Source organism: Ruminococcus bromii, assembly GCF_002834225.1.
Taxonomy (GTDB): domain Bacteria; phylum Bacillota; class Clostridia; order Oscillospirales; family Acutalibacteraceae; genus Ruminococcoides; species Ruminococcoides bromii.
Map to the genome: position 1 here is coordinate 1 of NZ_NNSR01000037.1, position 1,653 is coordinate 1,653.

The 1,653-nt window shown below is 39.7% G+C and carries 1 protein-coding gene and 1 tRNA gene; both read left to right on the forward strand.

Annotated elements, in window-relative coordinates; translation table 11 throughout:
- Nucleotides 1–499: 499 nt before the first annotated feature.
- Nucleotides 500–1,135, forward strand: a complete 636-nt coding sequence (locus RBATCC27255_RS03415) for an HAD family hydrolase (protein WP_101028752.1) — start codon at nucleotides 500–502, stop codon at nucleotides 1,133–1,135.
- A 208-nt stretch (nucleotides 1,136–1,343) separates the two neighbouring features.
- Nucleotides 1,344–1,428 (forward strand) — tRNA-Leu (locus RBATCC27255_RS03420).
- Nucleotides 1,429–1,653: the final 225 nt, after the last annotated feature.

The window sequence follows — 1,653 nt, forward strand, 5'->3', positions numbered from 1 at the left end:
ACTGTTTTTAGGGAGAGCGTTGATGAAAGTATGACTATGAACAAGCCGCATTGGCGAGGACGGAAGTTTGACATATAGTAATCACCGTCACTCGCAGTTACCGCTATAACAAACTGCAATAGGAAATATGATAGGACTTGAGGTAGCCTTGCGACCGCCGCCTGTGGCGGAAAAAGGGAGCAATGCGACTGTATTTCAGACGGGGAGAGAGTAACCGTAAAAACAAAAGTGGATAGAAGAAAACAACTGTTTTTAGGGAGAGCATTGATGAAAGTATGACTATGAACAAGCCGCATTGGCGAGGACGAAAGTTTGACATATAGCAATCACCGTCACTCGCAGTTACCGCTATAAATGAATACTCAAACTTCATCAAATAAAACAAATGTTAGATAAACATATTTACAGCACCATACCTTGACAAGCAAAATCCGTTGTGATAATATCGTTTTTGGCAACGGGAGTCCGTTAAGCATATTTGATATGGAGATATGAATTTATGAAAAAAGCAGTTTTATTTGACCTTGACGGCACAATGTGGCACACTTCTGATGTGATTTTGCCTGTGTGGAATGATGTACTTAAAAAACATAAAGAAACAACAAAGCAAGTCACACTTGAAGAAATGAACAGTTATATGGGAAAAACGGTTGAACAGATTGCGTCAATAATGTTGCCCGAGCTTCCGCTTGAAAACTCGGTCGCAATTGTAAAGGAATGTTGCGCTGAACAGATTCCGTCACTTCGCAAAACAGGCGGTCATTTGTATGATAATCTTGAAAGTACACTTGAAATTCTTTCAAAGAATTATTTTCTCGGCATAATCAGCAATTGTCAGTGCGGATATATAGAGGCGTTCCTGTTCGCTCATAAGCTTGAAAAATATTTCTCCGATTTTGAAATGTCGGGCAGAACCAATCAGACAAAAGGGGAGAATATAAAGCTTGTTATTAAGAGAAACAGCATTGATAAGGCTGTGTATCTCGGCGATACAATCGGCGATCAAATTGCCGCAAAAGATGCAGAAATTCCGTTCGTGTTTGCATCATACGGATTCGGCACAACGGAAAATTCCGAATACACAATTAGTTCGTTTGATGAATTGCCAAAAGTTGCAGAAAAAATTCTCGGCTAAATGCGATAAAATAAGATGATATCGGGATACTGTCTGTCACGGTGTCATCTTGTCAAAAGGTATAAAGTTTCAGTTTTTATGCGTTTTTTGTTGACAGAGAAAAAATAATGTAAAAAATTTGAAAAAACTTTCAAATATCTATTGACAAGTTAAATGCCTTGTGATACAATGTTGACTGTTGAGTCGAGAGATTCACAACTTAATAAATGCGAGTGTGCTGGAATAGGCAGACAGGCACGTTTGAGGGGCGTGTGTTTCACGACGTACGGGTTCAAGTCCCGTCACTCGCACCATTAAAAGAGGATTGATATAAAATATCAATCCTCTTTTAATTTGTACCAGCAAGCGATGACGGGACTTGAAGGCGACCGTTAAGAAAACAGTCCTGTGGACTGTTTTTAGGGAGAGCGTTGATGAAAGTATGACTATGAACAAGCCACATTGGCGAGGACGGAAGTTTGACATATAGCAATCACCGTCACTCGCAGTTACCGCTATAACAAACTGCAATAGGAAAT